The sequence below is a fragment of the Pseudomonas brassicacearum genome, assembly GCF_009601685.2.
Taxonomy (GTDB): Bacteria; Pseudomonadota; Gammaproteobacteria; order Pseudomonadales; family Pseudomonadaceae; genus Aquipseudomonas; species Aquipseudomonas kilonensis_B.
Map to the genome: position 1 here is coordinate 3,832,875 of NZ_CP045701.2, position 17,619 is coordinate 3,850,493.

The following is a 17,619-nucleotide window of genomic DNA, read 5'->3' on the forward strand; positions in this document are numbered from 1 at the left end:
GGCCGACATTTTTGCCCGGAACTTACTTCCAGCCAATGTCGTCATCTATACGTAGGTCCGTCCAGTCAGACACTTTGACCCGCTTGGCTCAAGCCATCGCGGTGGCTGTGTCAGCCACATTGGCGGGCTGCCAGAGCACGAGCCAGCTGCCGCAGACCGACGCGGCCCATACGCCGAATATCGCCGCTCGCGCCAAGCAGAAGCCGCTATGGCTCAGTGAAAAACCCAGCCCCCAAGTACCCCAGGATGTCTGGGAGCGCATGCGCCAGGGCTTCCAGCTGCAGGAAACGGCCGGCGTCAACCCGCGTATCGAGCAACAGCGCCTGTGGTTCGCCAGCAACCCCTCCTTCCTGGAAAACGCCGGCGAGCGCGGCAGCCTGTACATTCATTACATCGTCGAACGCCTCGAAGAGCGCAACATGCCGCTGGAGCTGGCGCTGCTGCCGGTGATCGAGAGTGCCTACAACCCCATGGCCTATTCCCGGGCCAACGCAGTGGGCCTGTGGCAATTCATCCCGTCCACGGGGCGTTACTTCAACCTGCGCCAGACCCGCTTTTATGACGGGCGTCGCGATATCACCGCCTCCACCACGGCCGCCCTGGACTACCTGACGCGCCTGCACGACATGTTCAACGGTGACTGGTTGCTGGCGCTGGCAGCCTACAACGCCGGCGAAGGCACGGTCAGCCGCGCCATCGAGCGCAACGAGAAGCTTGGCCTGCCCACCGACTACTGGAACCTGCCGCTGCCCAGCGAGACCCAGGCCTATGTGCCAAAGTTGCTGGCGCTGTCCCAGGTGGTGCTCTCGCCCGAAGCCTATGGCGTGAACCTCAACCCGATCGCCAACGAACCGTATTTCCAGGTCGTCGAGATCAACCAGCGCATGGACCTGTCCAAGGTCGCCGCCGTGGCCAACATCGACGAAGACGAGTTGTTCCAGCTCAACCCGGCCTTCAAGCAGCGCACCACCATCGATGGCCCCCAGCACCTGCTGGTGCCAACGTCCAAGGCCCAGTTGCTGGCCGCCAGCCTGTCGACCATGCGCCCGGAAGAACTGATCAGCCAGCGCTCGCCCAAGCCGGTGTTTGAATCGACCGACGACAGCGACTTGGCAGGTGCAAGACGCACCTACCGCGTCAAGCGCGGCGACAACCTCGGCCAGATCGCCAAGGCCAACAACGTCCGGACCAAGGACTTGCAACGCTGGAACAAGCTGCGTGGCAGCAAGCTCAAGATCGGCCAGACCCTGGTGATGCTGGACGCCACGCCCACCAAGGCCAAAGGCAAGCGCATCAGCACCGTGGTGGCCGCCAATACCAAGGGCAAGAAGAAGCAAACCCAATACAAGGTCAAGCAGGGTGATTCGTTGTACGTCGTCGCCAAGCGCTTCAACGTGGAAATGCAGCACCTCAAGCGCTGGAACCCGCGGATGGGCAAGGCACTCAAGCCTGGGCAGATGCTGACGGTCTATTCCCCGCATTGACACCGGGGCACCTGTAACCAGGGACTGGGTTGTTGTAGGAGCTGGCGAAGCCTGCGATCTTTTGATCTTTCGCTTGATATTTAAGTGTCTGGGGAAAGATCGCAGCCTCGCTGCGCTCGACAGCTCCTACAACCCCGCCTTTTTCCTGCCGATACAAGCTGTTACTGTACAGGCCATAAAGCCCAAGCCGCCTGGATCGGATCTCAGACTTGATACGTCCCCTCCTCTTGCTCCTGATCGGCCTGGCCTTGAGCTCTCCCGCCAGCGCAACCATCAGCGAAAGCCATGGCTATGCGCAGTTTGGCACGCTCAAGTACCCGGCCAGATTCACCCACTTCGACTGGGTCAACCCGCAAGCGCCCAAGGGCGGAGTCTTGCGGGTCATGGCATTCGGCACCTTCGATACGCTCAACCCCTATACATTCAAGGGCAGTAGCCCGGTTTCCACGCCCAATTTCCTGCAATACGGCATCAATGAGCTGAATGAACCCCTGATGGTCGGCACAGGCCAGTACGCACCATCCGGTGACGAACCGACGTCGAGCTATGGCCTGATCGCCCAGTCGGTGCAATACAGCGAAGACCGCAGCTGGGTCGTGTTCAACCTGCGACCCGAAGCGCGCTTTCATGATGGCGTGCCCATTACCGCCTATGACGTGGCGTTCTCCTACAGGACGCTGCTCAAGGAAGGCCACCCGCAATACCGCACCAACCTGCAGGAAGTACTGCGGGTCGACATTCTCAATCCGCTGAAAATCCGCTTTGTCTTCAAGCGCGCGGGCAACCCGCTGCTGATCCTGCGCCTGGGTGAACTGCCGGTGTTGCCCCAGCATTACTGGAAAGGCCGCGATTTCAAGGCGACGACCTTCGAACCGCCCCTGGGCAGCGGGCCGTATCGCATCACCAAGGTGCAACCAGGTCGCCAGTTGGTCTTCGAACGGGTCAAGAACTACTGGGGCAAGGACCTGCCAGTCAATCGTGGCAAGTACAACTACGACCGCATGGACGTGGAGTTTTACCGTGACAGCGAGGTCGCCTTCGAAGCCTTCAAGGCTGGCGAGTTCGATATCTACATCGAACACCAGGCCAAGAACTGGGCCAACGGCTACCAATTCCCGGCGGTCAATCGGGGCGATGTCATCAAGGCGCAAATCCCCCACCAGATCCCGACCCAGACCCAGGGTCTGTTCATGAACACCCGGCGCAACACGTTTGCCGAGGTCAAGGTACGTGAAGCCCTGGGGCTGATGTTCGATTTCGAGTGGACCAACCGCACACTGTTCAGCGGCGCCTACAAGCGCACCCTCAGCTACTACCCCAACAGCGAATTCTCCGCCACCGGCCTGCCAGTGGGCCATGAGTGGCTGCTGCTCAAGCCGTACCGGGACCAATTGCCACCCAAACTGCTCACCGAACCCTTCAGCCTGTCCAAGACCGACGGTCGCGGCATCCCCCGGGAAACCTTGCGCAAGGCCCTGGGCCTGTTGAAGGAAGCCGGCTGGAGCCTTAACGGCCAGCGCCTGCTCAATGCCGACCGCCAGCCCCTGAGTTTCGAAATCCTGCTGGTGAACCCGAACCTGGAGCGCATCCTGCAGCCCTACGTCGAAAACCTCGCCAGCATCGGCATCCAGGCCCGACTACGCACGGTGGACCGCGCCCAGTACAAGCAGCGCCTGGACCAGTTCGACTTCGACATGATCCTGCTGACCCTGGGCCAGACCCTCAGCCCCGGCCTTGAGCAATGGCAGTACTTCCACTCCAGCCAGGCCGGGGTCAAGGGCAGCAAGAACTACGCAGGGATCGCCAACCCGGTGGTCGACCATCTGCTGGAAAAATTGCTCGCCGCCCAAACCCGCGACGAACAGGTCGCCGCCGGCAAAGCCCTGGATCGGGTGCTGCTGTGGCAGCATTACTGCATTCCCAACTGGTATCTCAATTATCATCGCCTGGCGTACCGCAACCGGTTCGCCTTCGTCACCACGCCGCCCTACACCCTGGGCCTGAGCGCATGGTGGCTGAAATCTTCGGAGAAAGATCAATGAAGCTTCTACGAGCCCTGCTCCTGCAGGCCAGCAGCCTGTTATTCGCCGGGCTGGCCTGTGCCGCACCGCAGCATGCCCTGACCTTGTACAACGAGCCGCCGAAATACCCGGCGAACTTCAAGCATTTCGACTACGTCAACCCGGACGCGCCCAAAGGCGGAATCTTCCGCCAGGGCGGTTTTGGGGGCTTCGACAGCCTCAACCCGTTCATCAGCAAAGGCGTGCCGGCCGATGACATCGGCCTGATCTACGACACCCTGGCCAAGCAGGGCCTGGACGAACCTTTCACCGAATATGGCCTGATCGCCGAAAAAATCGAGAAAGCCCCGGACAATGCCTGGGTGCGCTTCTACCTGCGCCCCGAAGCCCGTTTCAACGACGGCCATCCGGTACGCGCAGAAGACGTGGTCTTCAGCTTTCAGACCCTGACCAAGGACGGCGCGCCGATGTTTCGCGGCTATTACAACGACGTCGCCGACGTCATCGCCGAAGACCCGCTCAAAGTCCTGTTCAAGTTCAAACACACCAATAATCGCGAACTGCCGTTGATCCTCGGCCAATTGCCGGTATTGCCAAAACACTGGTGGGCCGAACGCGACTTCAGCAAGGGCAACCTGGAGCCCCCCCTGGGCAGCGGCCCCTACAAGGTCGCCGAAGTAAAGGCCGGACGCTCGATCCGCTATGAGCGGGTCAAGGACTACTGGGGCAAGGACCTGCCGGTCAACCGCGGCTTCTATAATTTCGACGTACTGGTGACCGACTACTATCGCGACAACACCGTCGCGGTCGAGGCCTTGAAAGCCGGGCAGTTCGATTTCTGGTTGGAAATGACCGCCAAGAACTGGGCCAACGCCTACAACATCCCGGCCGTGACCGAAGGCCGGCTGATCAAGGAACAGATCCCCAACGGCAACCCCACCGGCATGCAGGGTTTTGTCTACAACCTGCGCCGGCCGATCTTCCAGGACGTGCGGGTGCGCAAGGCCTTGAGCCTGCTGCTGGACTTCGAGTGGACCAACAAGCAACTGTTCAACGGCGCCTATGCCCGCACCCGCAGCTATTTCGAGAATTCGGAAATGGCCGCCACCGGGCTGCCCGGCGAAGACGAGTTGAAGATCCTCGAGCCCCTGCGCGGCAAGATTCCCGAGCAGGTCTTCACCGAGGCGTTCCAGCCTTCGGTGTGTGACGGCAGCGGCATGATCCGCAACCAGCAGCGCAAGGCTTACCAATTGCTGCAAGAAGCGGGCTGGCGCATCGCCGACGACAAGATGGTCGATGCCCAAGGTAAACCCGTGGTGCTGGAATTCCTGCTGGCCCAGACCGAGTTCGAGCGGATACTGCTGCCTTTCAAGCGCAACTTGAGCGACCTGGGCATCGAACTGGTCATCCGCCGGGTGGACGTATCCCAGTACATCAATCGCGTGCGCTCCCGGGACTTCGACCTGGTGGTGAGCAGCTTCCCGCAATCCAGTTCGCCGGGGAACGAACAGCGCGAGTTCTGGATGTCCGCCGCCGCCGACAAGCCCGGCAGCCGCAACACCATGGGCCTCAAGGACCCTGCAGTGGACCAGTTGGTGGAGCAACTGATCAACGCCGACTCGCGCCAGAGCCTGGTGGCCCACGCCCGTGCGCTGGATCGGGTTCTGCAATGGGGCTACTACGTGATCCCCAACTGGCACATCAAAACCTGGCGCGTGGCCTACTGGAACCACATCGGTCATCCGAAAATCACGCCAACTTATGACATCGGCACCACCACCTGGTGGGTCAAGCCAGAGGTCAAGCCGGCCGATGAAGTAGAAAAGCAGGTCATCGAGCAGCAAATCGCCGCCCCTGCGAGCGTGGAGTAACGAAATGCTGGCTTATATTTTTCGGCGACTGCTGCTGATCATCCCGACGCTGTTCGGCATTCTGTTGATCAACTTCATCATCATCCAGGCCGCGCCCGGCGGGCCGGTGGAACAGATGATCGCCAAGCTCGAGGGCTTCGAAGGCGCCACCAGCCGCATTGCCGGCGGCGGTGCCGAGGTGTCGGTGGCCGGTTCTTCCTACCGCGGTGCCCAGGGCCTGGACCCGGCGCTGATCAAGGAAATCGAGCACATGTACGGCTTCGACAAGTCGGCGCCCGAACGCCTGTGGATCATGATCAAGAACTACGCGCACCTGGACTTTGGCGACAGTTTCTTCCGCGATGCCAAGGTCATCGACCTGATCAAGGAAAAGATGCCGGTGTCCATCTCCCTCGGGCTATGGAGCACGCTGATCATGTACCTGGTGTCGATCCCGCTGGGGATCGCCAAAGCCACGCGGCACGGCAGCCATTTCGACGTATGGACCAGTTCGGCAATCATCATCGGCTACGCAATCCCGTCGTTCCTGTTCGCCATCCTGTTGATCGTGGTGTTTGCCGGCGGCAGCTATTTCGACTGGTTTCCGTTGCGCGGGCTGACCTCCAACAACTTTGACGAATTGAGCATGGGCGGCAAGATCCTCGATTACTTCTGGCACCTGGCCTTGCCCGTGACCGCCCTGGTGATCGGAAACTTCGCCACCATGACCCTGCTGACCAAGAACAGCTTCCTCGACGAAATCAACAAGCAATACGTGGTCACCGCCAAGGCCAAGGGCCTGACCCGCAACCGCGTGCTCTACGGCCATGTGTTCCGCAACGCCATGTTGCTGGTGATCGCCGGTTTCCCTTCGGCATTCATCGGGATTTTCTTTACCGGTTCCCTGCTGGTGGAAGTGATCTTCTCCCTCGATGGCCTGGGCCTGATGAGTTTCGAAGCGGCCATCAACCGCGATTACCCGGTGGTGTTTGGCACGCTGTTCATTTTCACCTTGCTGGGGCTGGTGGTGAAGCTGATCGGCGATTTGACCTACACCTTTGTCGATCCGCGTATCGACTTCGAAAGCCGGGAGCATTGAGATGAACCTGTCCCCTCTCAATCGCCGTCGTTTCGAACTGTTCAAGGCCAACAAGCGAGGCTGGTGGTCGCTGTGGCTATTCCTGATCCTGTTCGGGCTGAGCCTGGGTGCCGAGTTGATCGCCAACGACAAGCCGCTGGTGGTGCACTACGAAGACGGCTGGTACTTCCCGGCCCTCAAGCGTTACCCGGAAACCACGTTCGGCGGCGAATTCCCCCTGGAAGCCAACTACAAGAGCCCCTACATCCGTGAACTGCTGGCGGCCAAGGACGCCTGGGTGCTGTGGGCACCGATTGCGTTCAGCTACCAGAGCATCAACTACGACTTGAAAGTCCCGGCCCCGGCACCGCCCTCTTCGGCGAACTGGCTGGGCACCGACGACCAGGGCCGCGATGTCCTGGCCCGGGTCATCTATGGCTTCCGCATCTCGGTACTGTTCGCCCTGACTTTGACCGTGCTCAGTTCAATCATCGGCGTGATCGCCGGCGCGCTGCAGGGCTTCTATGGCGGCTGGGTGGACCTGGCCGGCCAACGTTTCCTGGAGATCTGGTCCGGGTTGCCAGTGCTGTACCTGCTGATCATCCTGGCCAGTTTCGTCCAGCCCAACTTCTGGTGGCTGCTGGGCATCATGTTGCTGTTTTCCTGGATGAGCCTGGTGGATGTCGTCCGTGCCGAGTTCCTGCGTGGGCGCAACCTGGAATACGTACGCGCCGCCCGGGCGCTGGGCATGCAGAACGGGGCGATCATGTTCCGCCACATCCTGCCCAACGCCATGGTCTCGACCATGACATTCATGCCGTTCATCCTCACCGGCGCCATCGGCACCCTCACCGCCCTGGATTTCCTCGGCTTTGGCCTGCCGCCGGGCGCGCCGTCCCTGGGTGAGCTGGTGGCCCAGGGCAAATCCAACCTCCAGGCGCCGTGGTTGGGCATCAGCGCGTTCGCCGTGCTGGCCCTGATGTTGAGCCTGTTGGTGTTCATCGGCGAGTCCGCTCGCGATGCCTTCGATCCGAGGAAGTGAAATGAACCAGGATAATCTGATCGAAGTGCGCGACCTGGCGGTGGAGTTCATTGTTGGCGAACGCCGCCAGCGCGTGGTCGAGGGCGTCAGCTTCGATATCAAGCGCGGCGAAACCCTGGCCCTGGTGGGTGAAAGCGGCTCGGGCAAATCGGTCACCGCCCATTCGATCCTGCGGTTGCTGCCCTACCCGCTGGCCCATCACCCCACCGGGACCATCCAGTACGCCGGCCAGAATCTACTGGGGTTGAAGGAAAAAACCATCCGCCATATCCGCGGCAACCGGATCGCGATGATCTTCCAGGAACCGATGACGTCCCTCAACCCGCTGCACTCCATTGAAAAACAGATCAATGAAGTGCTCGGCATCCACAAGGGCCTGAGCGGCAAGGTCGCGACCCGCCGGACCCTTGAGTTGCTGGAACTGGTGGGCATTCCCGAGCCCCACAAGCGCCTCAAGGCCCTGCCCCACGAGCTGTCCGGCGGCCAGCGCCAGCGGGTGATGATCGCCATGGCCCTGGCCAACGAACCGGAACTGCTGATCGCCGACGAGCCGACCACGGCCCTGGACGTCACCGTCCAGCTGAAAATCCTCCAGTTGCTCAAGGAACTGCAGGCGCGATTGGGCATGTCGCTGCTGCTGATCAGCCACGATTTGAACCTGGTGCGAAGAATTGCGCATCGCGTATGTGTCATGCAGCGCGGTTGCATCGTCGAACAGGCATCGTGCGAAGAGTTGTTCCGCGCACCGCAGCATCCGTACACTCGGGAACTGCTGAGCGCCGAACCCAGCGGCACCCCGGCGAGCAACGTCGTCGGCCCGCCGCTGTTGCAGGTCGAGGACCTGAAAGTCTGGTTCCCGATCAAGAAAGGCCTGTTCAAACGCACGGTAGACTACATCAAGGCCGTGGACGGTATCCGCTTCAGCCTGCCCCAGGGCCAGACCCTGGGCATCGTCGGCGAAAGCGGTTCCGGCAAATCCACCCTGGGGCTGGCAATCCTGCGGTTGATCGGCAGCCAGGGCGGGATCCGCTTCGAAGGCAAATCGCTGGACAGCCTGACGCAGCAACAGGTCCGGCCGCTGCGCCGGGAGATGCAAGTGGTGTTTCAGGACCCCTTTGGCAGCCTGAGCCCACGGATGTGTGTGAGCCAGATCGTCGGCGAAGGTCTGCGGATCCACAAGATCGGCACCGCAGCCGAACAGGAACAGGCAATAATTGAGGCATTGAAGGAGGTAGGCCTGGATCCGGAAACTCGGAACCGCTACCCCCATGAATTTTCCGGAGGGCAACGACAGCGTATCGCCATTGCCCGGGCCCTGGTGCTCAAGCCGGCGTTGATTCTGTTGGATGAACCGACGTCGGCCCTGGATCGTACCGTGCAACGCCAAGTGGTGGAGCTGTTGCGGTCGTTGCAAACCAAGTACAACCTGACGTACCTGTTTATCAGCCATGACCTGGCTGTCGTCAAAGCGCTGAGCCACCAGTTGATGGTGGTCAAGCATGGCCAAGTGGTCGAACAAGGTGATGCCCGCAGCATATTCGCCGCGCCGCAGCACCCCTATACACAGCAGTTGCTGGAGGCCGCCTTCCTGGCCCCAACAACTGCCGAATAACCTGAAAGAGGAGCAACACATGGGTTTTCTCGCCGGTAAGCGCGTACTGATCGTCGGTGTCGCCAGCAAGCTGTCCATCGCATCCGGCATCGCCGCCGCCATGCATCGCGAGGGCGCTGAGCTTGCCTTCACTTATCAGAACGACAAACTCAAGGGTCGTGTCGAAGAGTTCGCACAAGGCTGGGGTTCGAGCCCTGAGCTGTGCTTCCCGTGCGATGTGGCCAGCGATGAAGAAATCGCCAAGGTTTTCGAAGAACTGAGCAAGAAGTGGGACGGCCTGGACTGCATCGTGCACTCCGTGGGCTTCGCCCCGGGCGACCAACTGGACGGCGACTTCACCGAAGCCACCACCCGTGAAGGTTTCCGCATTGCCCATGACATCAGCGCCTACAGCTTCGTGGCCCTGGCCAAGGCCGGTCGCGAAATGATGAAAGGCCGCAACGGCAGCCTGCTGACCCTGTCGTACCTGGGCGCCGAGCGCACCATGCCGAACTACAACGTCATGGGCATGGCCAAGGCTTCCCTGGAAGCTGGCGTGCGTTACCTGGCCGGCTCCCTGGGCCCGGACGGCACCCGCGTCAACTGCGTATCGGCCGGTCCCATCCGCACCCTCGCCGCTTCCGGCATCAAGAACTTCCGCAAGATGCTGGCCGCCAACGAAGCGCAAACGCCGCTGCGTCGCAACGTCACCATCGAAGAAGTCGGCAACGCCGGCGCCTTCCTGTGCTCGGACCTGGCATCGGGCGTCAGCGGTGAAATCATGTACGTGGACGGCGGCTTCAACACCACCGCCATGGGCAACATCGAAGAGTAATCTTCACGTTGCAGCAAAAACGCCGCTTGCCCTGGAAAGGCCAAGCGGCGTTTTTTATTGCGATTGCCTGATTACACCGCAATACCCTGTGCTAGCTGCGTAGCGCCTGCTTCTGTGTGTACATCGCCGCATCGGCGTCAACCAGCAGTGTGTCGATCGACTGATGACGCTGGGCGTCGTACTCGATCTGACCGACACTGAAACGAATGTCATAGCCACGCTGCAACATTGCATTGCGCTCATCGAGGATTTCCTTGAGGCGCACCATGATCGTCGTTGTCTCGACATGGGAAGAACCGGTGAGCAACGCCACGAATTCATCACCGCCGAGGCGGCCGATCACATCACTTTCGCGAAAGGCGATACGCAGCACATCGGCGAAGGTTTTTAGCGCGCTGTCGCCCTCGGCGTGTCCGTAGCGGTCGTTGATCGGCTTGAAGTCGTTGAGATCGAAGAACAGCAGCGTCGCCGGTCGCGACAAGCGGTCACACACATTCAACGCATGCTGGGCCAACGTCCGGAATCCACGCCGATTGGATAACAGCGTCAGCTCGTCCATGCTCGCCATCTGCACCGCGACCATCTCCTGCTCGGCCATGCATGCCAAGTCGCGCAGCAATTCGCGTTCTTCGTCATTGAGCTTGCGCGGCCGGGTGTCGAGCAGGCACAACGTGCCGAGCTTGCTGCCGTCCTCCAACCCCAGCGGATGTCCTGCATAGAAGCGAATGCCAGGCTTGTCCGTGACCAGCGGGTTGTCATGGAAGCGCTCGTCCTGTTCCGCGTCGCAGATTTCCAGGATCTGATCCTGCAAAATCGCATGCCCACAGAAGGAAATCTCCCGCGGGGTTTCGCTGGCGTCCAGGCCGGCGCTGGACTTGAACCACTGCCGGTTGGCGTCCACCAGCGACACCAGCGCGATGGGCACGTCAAACAGGCGTCGGGCAAGACGAGTCAGGCGATCGAACCGCTCTTCGGGGGCGGTATCAAGCAGCTTGAGCGAGTGCAGATTCTTGAGGCGAGCAGCTTCGTCGTCCGGTTTGCGTGGCGCAAGCATCGGGAACTCCATTGGCAGGGCTTCATGAAGTCTAGTTCAGGACCACTGCCGTTCAAACCGAACGGCTAAATCCGACGGGCATTTGCCGGCCAGGGCTAATACACTGCCACTCAGGTTCAAGACGAGGACGCTGACCGATGAAGCACGCCCCCCATGACGACGCCCCACGTTTCTGGCGCGACGCGGCCCTGCCCTTCATCGAAGCCCGGGCCATCGGCGATGGGCGCAAGGTCTGCTATTCGCGCCATTCCCATGACCACTTTTCCATCGGTGCGATCACCGCAGGGCGCAGCACTTACATTCACGAACGGTCGAATTTCCAGGTAGAGAGCGGCACGGTGGTGCTGATGAACCCGGGCGACGTCCACGCGTGCAACCCGATCGACGATCAGCCATGGTCCTACGTGATGTTGTACGTCGACACCCTGTGGCTCAGGGACTTGCAGCGCCGTATCGGCTTTGACGAAAGCCTGGATTTCCAGGGCTTCGCCACCACGCACAGCCGCGACGTGGAGCTGTTTGCTGCGTTGGGACGGCTGTATGAGCAACTGGTGGACGAGCGACTCGACACTGCCGCCAAGCACGCCGCCGCCGAGGCATTTTTCATTGACCTGCAACAACGGCTCAATCCGGCCGGTCGTCCCGACCGGGGCAGTCATCCGGGCCTGATGCGTGCGGCACAGTTTATCCACGACCATTGCAGCGAAGCCTTGAAGCTGGAAGACATCTGCACCGCCGCGCAGCTGTCGCCGTCCTACCTGAGCCGAGCCTTCAAGCGCCATTACGGGATGACGCCCCACGCTTTCCTGGTCAACCGCCGGATCCAGTTTGCCCGGCGCCAATTGCGCGAAGGCAAGCTGATCGCCGACGTAGCGCTGGACAGCGGGTTTGCCGACCAGGCGCATTTCCAGCGTGCCTTCAAGCAACACCTGGCGGCTACGCCCGGGCAATATCGCGGTTGAGCTTGCTCCGGCCGGGCTCTGTAGGCGCTGGCGAAGCTGGCGATCTTTTGATCTTTTGATCTTTCGCTTGAGATTCAATTGGCTGGGGAAAGATCGCAGCCTCGTTGCACTCGACAGCTCCTACACAGCTCCTACATAGCTCCTACACAGTTCCTATATCCAACAGCTAAACGTATTGACTCAAGGCAACAACAGATACACCGCACTGGCCACCAACAACACTGCCATCGCCCGATTGAACAGGCGCATGGTCGCCGGGTTACCCAGCCACGTGCGCAGAAAACTCCCGGCGTAGGCCCAGCAGCCCACCGAGACGTAGCAGATCACCAGGTAGATCGCCGCAAACTGCCACACCAGCCGCGCCTCGCCGTCAGCCACGAATGCGCCCATCCCCGCTACGCAGGCCAGCCACGCCTTGGGGTTGAGCCATTGCATCAGCGCGCCATGGAACATCGAAGGCGCCCGTCCCTCGTCTTCGCCGCCCAGGTGCCCGTTATCCATCGCCAGTTTCCAGGCCATGAACAACAGAAACGCCACGCCTCCCAACTGCACCACCCGCGTGAGGCCAGGCCAGCGTTGCAGCACTTCATGCAACCCCAAGCCCATCAACACCAGCAGCAAGACAAACCCAAGGGTCGCACCGCCCACATGGCGCAACGTCGCACGAAACCCGTATCGCGCCCCGGAGCTGAGGGCGACGATATTGACCGGGCCGGGTGTAATGGAAGCCACCAAAGCAAAAATGGCCATGGAAAGTATCAAGCTCATCACATATCTTCTTCTTTTCAGGAAAGGGCCTCCAAAATAATGGGGCCGGCGCTGGCGGTATTGAAGAAAACTGCCTTGTCGTCTAGCGTGACCGCTCACTTTTTTACGCAAACTTTACGCGGTAGGCGATTGCCCCCAATCGATACTGTGCGGCTTATTGAATCAGGCGTTTCTCATGTCCATTGCGGTTCTGCGTCTCATCGGTTTTATCCTCGGCATTTTCCTGATTACCCTGGCGGTCAGCATGGCGATTCCGCTGCTCACGCTGATGCTGTACGAGCGCAACGATGATTTGTCGGCGTTTCTCTGGTCGAGCCTGATCACTTTCGTCTGTGGCGTTGCATTGGTCGCCCGTGGAAGACCGGCACACGCCCAGATGCGCCCCAGAGACATGTACCTGCTGACGACCGCAAGTTGGGTGTTCGTATGCGCTTTCGCCGCGCTGCCCATGGTGTTTATCCGACACATCAGTTACACCGACGCTTTTTTTGAAACGATGTCCGGCATCACCACCACCGGCTCGACCATTTTCAGCGGCCTCGATACCGCATCGCCTGGCCTGCTCATCTGGCGTTCGATGCTTCAATGGCTGGGCGGGATCGGCTTTATCGGCATGGCCGTGGCGATCTTGCCGCTGTTGCGGGTCGGCGGCATGCGGCTGTTCCAGACCGAATCGTCGGACTGGTCGGATAAAGTCACGCCGCGCTCGCACGTCGCGGCAAAATACATATTGTCGATCTATTTGGGGCTGACCGCCCTTTCCACCGCGGCATTGTGGTTGGCCGGGATGACGCCGTTCGAGGCCATCAATCACGCCATGACGCTGATCTCCACGGGCGGCTTCTCTACCTCCGATGCCTCTTTGGCTCACTGGACACAACCGGCCATTCATTGGGTCGCCGTGGTCATCATGATTTTCGGCGGGATGCCCTTTGCGCTGTATGTTTCCACGTTGCGCGGCAACAGGCGCGCTCTGATCAAGGATCACCAGGTTCAGGGGTTCATCGCTTTTCTGGTCTTCGTCTGGCTCGCGGCAGGCACCTGGCTGAGCCTCAACAGTGACTTCACCTGGCTCGATGCGGTACGGACCGTAGCCGTCAACGTCACCTCGGTGGTCACCACCACGGGTGTGGCGCTCGGGGACTACACGTTGTGGGGAAGCTTTGCGGTTTTGCTGTTCTTTTACCTGACCTTCGTCGGCGGCTGTTCCGGATCCACCTCCGGAGGCCTGAAGATCTTTCGATTCCAGGTGGCCAATGCGCTTCTGATGGGCAGCTTGAAACAGCTCATCCATCCTCGCGCGGTGACTCAAAAGAAATACAACAACCATCCTATCGATGAAGAAATCGCCCGCTCACTGCTGACCTTTTCGTTTTTTTTCGCGGTGACCATTGGCGTCATTGCATTGGGGTTGGCGCTGATCGGCCTGGACTGGACCACAGCACTGTCCGGTGCGGCCACAGCAGTATGCAACGTGGGCCCTGGACTGGGGGATATCATCGGCCCGGCGGGTAACTTCTCGACGTTGCCAGATTCGGCCAAATGGCTGCTGACCATTGGCATGCTGCTGGGTCGGCTGGAAATCCTGACCGTGCTGGTGCTGTTCACGCCGGTGTTCTGGAAGTATTGAACACCTCGAACAGACAAACAAAGAAGCCGCGACGCCATGAACAGGCGTCGCGGCTTCCCTTCAGGTGATCAGACTCAAAGGGTCCGCTTTTTGTTCGTGAGCATTCGACCAAGCGAACGGAAAATTCACTGTCGATTTTTCGGTGGAGTCGTTCCGGACACGGTTCTATGCTCAGGCCCATGAACCTACACGACTCGCTGCTCCCGCCCCATGCCGAGATGGTCCGCGCCATGCTCGAACGAGACACCGCCTACGAGGGGGTGTTCTTCACTGCGGTCAAGACCACCGGCATTTTCTGTCGCCCCAGTTGCACCGCGCGCAAGCCGAAGCCGGAGAACGTGGAGTTCTTCGCCCATGCCGACGAAGCCATGTCGGCCGGCTACCGGGCTTGCCTGCGCTGCAAGCCGCTGGACGCCGCCGCCATCGCACCCGACTGGATCCAGGCCCTGCTCAAAACCGTGGACGCCGAACCCGACCTGCGCTGGACCGACGCCCTGCTGCTGGAACAAGGCATCGAGCCGCTGAAACTGCGCCGCTGGTTCAAGCAACATTTCGGCATGACCTTTCACGCCTACCTGCGCAGCCGCCGCCTGGGCATAGCCTTGGGCGGCATCAAGGACGGCAGCTCGATCGACAACGCCGCGTTCGACTCCGGTTATGAGTCATTGAGCGGTTTTCGTGACGCGTTCGTGAAGTCCTTCCATATCACGCCAGGCCGCGCGGCCCTCAGCGAACCCTTGCTGTTCACCCGCCTGACTACGCCGTTAGGGCCGATGCTGGCCATGGCCGAACGACGGGGCCTGGTGCTGCTGGAATTCCTCGACCGCCCGGCCCTGACCAAGGAACTGGAAGAACTGCAGCAACGCTACGGCTACACGGTTGCGCCGGGGCACAACGCTCATTTGCAGCAGATCGAGACCGAACTGGCCGACTATTTCGCCGGCAAGCTCACGGCATTCAACGTCCCGCTGCACATGCCCGGCAGCGCCTTCGCCGTACGGGTCTGGGCAGAACTGCAAAAGATCCCCTACGGCGAAACCCGCAGCTACGGCAACATCGCCACGGCCCTGGGCAGCCCCGGCGCCAGCCGCGCCGTGGGCCTGGCCAACGGGCAGAATCGCTTGGCCATCGTCATTCCCTGTCACCGGGTAATCGGTGCGGATGGCTCGTTGACCGGCTATGGTGGCGGACAACCGCGCAAGGCATTTCTGCTACGACTGGAGAAAGCCGCGGTGCAGGTTTCGCTGCCCCTGGCGTTTTGAGCGCCCCGGAGAACGAATACCCGATGCCTGCCTACCACGACGCCAGTGCCTTGCTGGCAAGTCTCGACCTAGACTGGCGACGTCACGTCGAGACCATCGGCCCTTGTCTGCTGCAACCCAAGCCAGCCCGCGATCCCTATGAAGCCCTGGTGCGGGCGATTGCCTACCAGCAACTGCACGCCAAGGCAGGCGATGCAATCCTCGGTCGGCTGCTGGCATTATTCCCGGCGCAGACCTTCCCCGGTCCCGGGCAGATCCTGGCGACAGACGTTGCGCAGCTGCGCGGCTGTGGGTTTTCTGCCAGCAAGATCGCGACGATCCAGGGCATCGCCCAGGCGACGCTGGACGGCATCGTGCCGGATTACGCCACCGCGCGGGCGATGGAGGATGATGTATTGATCGAACGCTTGGTCACCTTGCGCGGCGTCGGACGCTGGACCGTGGAAATGCTGCTGATCTACAGCCTCGAGCGACCGGACATCCTGCCAGCCGATGACTTTGGCGTACGCGAAGGTTATCGACGGCTCAAGGGGTTGGAGCATCAGCCCAGCCGCAAGCAGATGGCTGAGATCGGCCTGGCCTGGAGCCCATATCGGACGGTGGCGGCGTGGTATTTGTGGCGGGTGCCCAAGTGATGGAAGCTGTACCGACGCCTTCGCGAGCAAGCCCGCTCCCACACTGACCGGGCGTGTGCGGAAAATCCATGACCGACACAGATCCCCTGTGGGAGCGGGCTTGCCCGCGAAGGCGGTCACATGGTCACCCTCAACTCAACTGACAAGACGCAGACTGTCTAGGCTGTACTGAGTCATTTCCAATCCCACTGGAGGTTCCCCATGCAGCTCGAAGGATCCTGCCACTGCGGCGCGGTGTCGTTCACCCTCGACAGTGCTCACCCCTACCCTTATCAGCGCTGCTACTGCTCGATCTGCCGCAAGACCCAGGGCGGCGGCGGTTTTGCGATCAACCTGGGGGGCGATGCCCAGAGCCTGAAGGTGCGCGGTCGCAAGCACATCTCGATCTACCATGCGCGGCTCAAGGACGAAGGCGATCAACGCGCCCACCGCAGCAGTGCCGAACGACATTTCTGTTCCTTGTGCGGTTCAGGGCTATGGCTGTTCAGCCCCGAATGGCCGGACCTGATTCACCCTTTTGCCTCGGCCATTGACACACCGCTGCCGGTACCGCCGCAGCACACCCACCTGATGCTGGGTTCCAAGGCACCCTGGGTGGAAGTCGAGGCGCATCCGGGCGACCAGCAGTTCGAGGTCTATCCCCAAGAGTCAATTGCCCAGTGGCATGAGCGCCTGGGGCTGACCGTTTGAAAGGCAGCGCGGCATAACGTCCTATGCCGCAGGCACACCGCTGTGAAAACGAAACTCCACGTCCGGTGACTCGATCAGTTCCCGCTCGGCGTCACGGACCTTGTCGATCACCTGGGCAATGTCCTTGGCGTCGCCGTACTGGTAAGCCAGCTTCAGGTAGCCCTGGAAATGCCGGGCTTCGCTTTTCAGCAAGCCGAAATAGAACTTGCCCAGTTCCTCGTCCAGGTGCGGCACCAAGGCCTCGAAACGCTCGCAACTGCGGGCCTCGATGAAGGCGCCGACCACCAGGGTGTCCACCAGCTTGACCGGTTCGTGACTGCGTACCACCTTGCGCAGCCCCGAGGCATAACGCCCGGCGGAGAGCTGGCGCAAGCCGATCTTGCGCTTTTTCATCAAGCGCATGACCTGCTCGTGATGCACCAGCTCTTCCCGGGCCAGGCGCGACATCAAATTGATCAGGTCGACGTGGGAATGGTATTTGGCGATCAGGCTCAAGGCAGTGCTGGCCGCCTTGAATTCGCAGTTCTTGTGGTCGATCAGCAACGTTTCCTGGTCAGCCAGCGCGGCCTGGACCCAGGCATCGGGGGTGCGGCAACCAAGGAATTCGTGAATTTCGGGAAGATTCATGGGGCTCACGGGAAAAGGTAGTCGAGCGAAGGGCGCCGATTATACCGGCCTGCCCCCAGACCACCAGCCACCGCCGTTGATATGCATCAA

At 60.8% G+C, this 17,619-nt stretch carries 15 protein-coding genes; 12 read left to right on the forward strand and 3 right to left on the reverse strand.

Translation table 11 applies throughout. The features are described from left to right. The first annotated feature begins 35 nt into the window (after positions 1-35). The 7 genes from GFU70_RS16055 (at position 36) to fabI (ending at position 9,901) form a co-directional block, all read left to right on the forward strand. The gene (locus tag GFU70_RS16055) at positions 36-1,484 is read left to right on the forward strand and encodes a transglycosylase SLT domain-containing protein (RefSeq protein WP_116642023.1); all 1,449 of its coding nucleotides are present in this window, start codon (positions 36-38) and stop codon (positions 1,482-1,484) included. Between the two features lie 209 nt (positions 1,485-1,693). Then, on the forward strand, positions 1,694-3,526 hold the full coding sequence (locus GFU70_RS16060; protein WP_153388411.1) for an extracellular solute-binding protein: 1,833 nt from the start codon (positions 1,694-1,696) through the stop codon (positions 3,524-3,526). Continuing rightward, complete coding sequence (locus GFU70_RS16065; RefSeq protein WP_153388412.1) at positions 3,523-5,376, forward strand: extracellular solute-binding protein; 1,854 nt, start codon at positions 3,523-3,525, stop codon at positions 5,374-5,376. The genes GFU70_RS16060 and GFU70_RS16065 overlap by 4 nt, the downstream gene beginning before the upstream one ends. Positions 5,377-5,380: 4 nt before the next feature. Next, positions 5,381-6,454, forward strand: coding sequence for a microcin C ABC transporter permease YejB (locus GFU70_RS16070; protein WP_058544559.1), 1,074 nt, complete (start codon positions 5,381-5,383; stop codon positions 6,452-6,454). Between the two features lies 1 nt (position 6,455). Further along, on the forward strand, positions 6,456-7,475 hold the full coding sequence (locus GFU70_RS16075) for an ABC transporter permease (RefSeq protein ID WP_153388413.1): 1,020 nt from the start codon (positions 6,456-6,458) through the stop codon (positions 7,473-7,475). Position 7,476: 1 nt separating this feature from the next. Beyond that, on the forward strand, positions 7,477-9,087 hold the full coding sequence (locus GFU70_RS16080; protein WP_058544557.1) for an ABC transporter ATP-binding protein: 1,611 nt from the start codon (positions 7,477-7,479) through the stop codon (positions 9,085-9,087). Between the two features lie 19 nt (positions 9,088-9,106). Next, the gene (gene fabI, locus GFU70_RS16085) at positions 9,107-9,901 is read left to right on the forward strand and encodes an enoyl-ACP reductase FabI (protein WP_058544556.1); all 795 of its coding nucleotides are present in this window, start codon (positions 9,107-9,109) and stop codon (positions 9,899-9,901) included. Between the two features lie 91 nt (positions 9,902-9,992). On the opposite strand, the gene GFU70_RS16090 is transcribed toward fabI, so the two are convergent. Then, positions 9,993-10,955 (reverse strand): sensor domain-containing diguanylate cyclase, encoded by a 963-nt coding sequence (locus GFU70_RS16090; protein ID WP_116642020.1) that lies wholly within the window; start codon positions 10,953-10,955, stop codon positions 9,993-9,995. Between the two features lie 137 nt (positions 10,956-11,092). Between GFU70_RS16090 and GFU70_RS16095 the strand changes: the two genes are divergently transcribed. Then, entirely contained in the window at positions 11,093-11,917 is an 825-nt protein-coding gene (locus GFU70_RS16095; protein ID WP_058544554.1) for a helix-turn-helix transcriptional regulator, read from the forward strand. 180 nt (positions 11,918-12,097) lie between these two features. Here GFU70_RS16095 and GFU70_RS16100 read toward each other — a convergent pair whose 3' ends face one another. Then, entirely contained in the window at positions 12,098-12,685 is a 588-nt protein-coding gene (locus tag GFU70_RS16100; protein WP_058544553.1) for a LysE family translocator, read from the reverse strand. Positions 12,686-12,860: 175 nt separating this feature from the next. Here GFU70_RS16100 and GFU70_RS16105 point away from each other — a divergent pair, with 175 nt between their 5' ends. The 4 genes from GFU70_RS16105 to GFU70_RS16120 all read left to right on the forward strand — a co-directional run bounded on the left by GFU70_RS16105 (position 12,861) and on the right by GFU70_RS16120 (position 16,902). Beyond that, positions 12,861-14,315 (forward strand): TrkH family potassium uptake protein, encoded by a 1,455-nt coding sequence (locus tag GFU70_RS16105; protein ID WP_058544552.1) that lies wholly within the window; start codon positions 12,861-12,863, stop codon positions 14,313-14,315. Between the two features lie 179 nt (positions 14,316-14,494). Next, complete coding sequence (locus GFU70_RS16110) at positions 14,495-15,577, forward strand: bifunctional transcriptional activator/DNA repair enzyme AdaA (RefSeq protein ID WP_116642019.1); 1,083 nt, start codon at positions 14,495-14,497, stop codon at positions 15,575-15,577. Between the two features lie 23 nt (positions 15,578-15,600). Continuing rightward, complete coding sequence (locus tag GFU70_RS16115; RefSeq protein ID WP_058544550.1) at positions 15,601-16,212, forward strand: DNA-3-methyladenine glycosylase family protein; 612 nt, start codon at positions 15,601-15,603, stop codon at positions 16,210-16,212. A gap of 201 nt (positions 16,213-16,413) precedes the next feature. Further along, complete coding sequence (locus GFU70_RS16120; RefSeq protein ID WP_058544549.1) at positions 16,414-16,902, forward strand: GFA family protein; 489 nt, start codon at positions 16,414-16,416, stop codon at positions 16,900-16,902. A 21-nt stretch (positions 16,903-16,923) separates the two neighbouring features. Here the strand turns inward: GFU70_RS16120 and GFU70_RS16125 are convergent, their stop codons facing one another. Then, positions 16,924-17,529, reverse strand: coding sequence for a tRNA-(ms[2]io[6]A)-hydroxylase (locus tag GFU70_RS16125; RefSeq protein ID WP_116642018.1), 606 nt, complete (start codon positions 17,527-17,529; stop codon positions 16,924-16,926). Between the last annotated feature and the right edge of the window lie 90 nt (positions 17,530-17,619).

Bases quoted from the DNA above. Each gene is read 5' to 3' on its own strand.
- GFU70_RS16075 (WP_153388413.1), top strand. From the start codon at position 6,456: ATGAACCTGTCCCCTCTCAATCGCCGTCGTTTCGAACTGTTCAAGGCC.
- GFU70_RS16120 (WP_058544549.1), top strand. From the start codon at position 16,414: ATGCAGCTCGAAGGATCCTGCCACTGCGGCGCGGTGTCGTTCACCCTC.
- GFU70_RS16110 (WP_116642019.1), top strand. From the start codon at position 14,495: ATGAACCTACACGACTCGCTGCTCCCGCCCCATGCCGAGATGGTCCGC.
- GFU70_RS16065 (WP_153388412.1), top strand. From the start codon at position 3,523: ATGAAGCTTCTACGAGCCCTGCTCCTGCAGGCCAGCAGCCTGTTATTC.
- GFU70_RS16125 (WP_116642018.1), bottom strand. From the start codon at position 17,529: ATGAATCTTCCCGAAATTCACGAATTCCTTGGTTGCCGCACCCCCGAT.
- GFU70_RS16055 (WP_116642023.1), top strand. From the start codon at position 36: ATGTCGTCATCTATACGTAGGTCCGTCCAGTCAGACACTTTGACCCGC.
- GFU70_RS16100 (WP_058544553.1), bottom strand. From the start codon at position 12,685: ATGAGCTTGATACTTTCCATGGCCATTTTTGCTTTGGTGGCTTCCATT.
- fabI (WP_058544556.1), top strand. From the start codon at position 9,107: ATGGGTTTTCTCGCCGGTAAGCGCGTACTGATCGTCGGTGTCGCCAGC.
- GFU70_RS16090 (WP_116642020.1), bottom strand. From the start codon at position 10,955: ATGCTTGCGCCACGCAAACCGGACGACGAAGCTGCTCGCCTCAAGAAT.
- GFU70_RS16115 (WP_058544550.1), top strand. From the start codon at position 15,601: ATGCCTGCCTACCACGACGCCAGTGCCTTGCTGGCAAGTCTCGACCTA.
- GFU70_RS16105 (WP_058544552.1), top strand. From the start codon at position 12,861: ATGTCCATTGCGGTTCTGCGTCTCATCGGTTTTATCCTCGGCATTTTC.
- GFU70_RS16080 (WP_058544557.1), top strand. From the start codon at position 7,477: ATGAACCAGGATAATCTGATCGAAGTGCGCGACCTGGCGGTGGAGTTC.
- GFU70_RS16095 (WP_058544554.1), top strand. From the start codon at position 11,093: ATGAAGCACGCCCCCCATGACGACGCCCCACGTTTCTGGCGCGACGCG.
- GFU70_RS16070 (WP_058544559.1), top strand. From the start codon at position 5,381: ATGCTGGCTTATATTTTTCGGCGACTGCTGCTGATCATCCCGACGCTG.